Annotated in this window: 1 protein-coding gene; it reads left to right on the forward strand. The window is 40.5% G+C overall.

What is annotated here, in order from left to right:
• On the forward strand, window positions 1–665 hold a 665-nt coding region (locus HQN83_RS25175; protein ID WP_173094511.1), incomplete at both ends, for a transposase.

The raw sequence follows: 665 nt of genomic DNA on the forward strand, positions 1-665 counted from the left end.
GTGTAAAGTCATTCACCCAGCAGATGTACCTACCACCGGTAAAGAACACCTGCATAAAACAGATGCTGTGGATAGCAGAAAAATAGCAAAAGGACTGAGAAAAGGAGATCTGGATTATCTGCATGTTCCTGAGATTGATCTGGAACTTGACAGGCAGTTATTACGCAGTAGGGTCAGTTTATCTACAGATACCACTCGAGTAAAGAACCGCATTAAATCCTTACTCAAATTCCAGGGAATTACCATTCCTGAATCCTATCATGAAGGCACTTGGAGTAGCTCCTTTATCATTTGGCTTAAAACAATCGAGTTTGCCCATACCAGCGGAAAGATTACCATGGAAAACTTATTGAGTGAATATGAGTTTTTCCAGAAGCAGAAAAAGCATTTAGAATCTGCAATTAGAAAGCTTTCCCAAACAGATTATTATAGTAAAAATATAGAACTGATCCAAAGCATCCCAGGCATTGGGCTGTTAGCAGGCATGATATTGCTTACTGAATTCGAAGATATTAGCCGCTTTAAGAGACTTGATGAGCTGTGTAGTTATTGTGGTGTAATACCTACTTGTCACACAACCGGGGACAAAGAGGTCATCGGTGGGCTGACAAAACGTGGAAATGCTGTGATCAAAAACATTCTGATAGAAGCAGCATGGATTGCAG

It is taken from the genome of Pedobacter foliorum (genome assembly GCF_013266735.1).
GTDB classification, from domain to species: Bacteria; Bacteroidota; Bacteroidia; order Sphingobacteriales; family Sphingobacteriaceae; genus Pedobacter; species Pedobacter foliorum.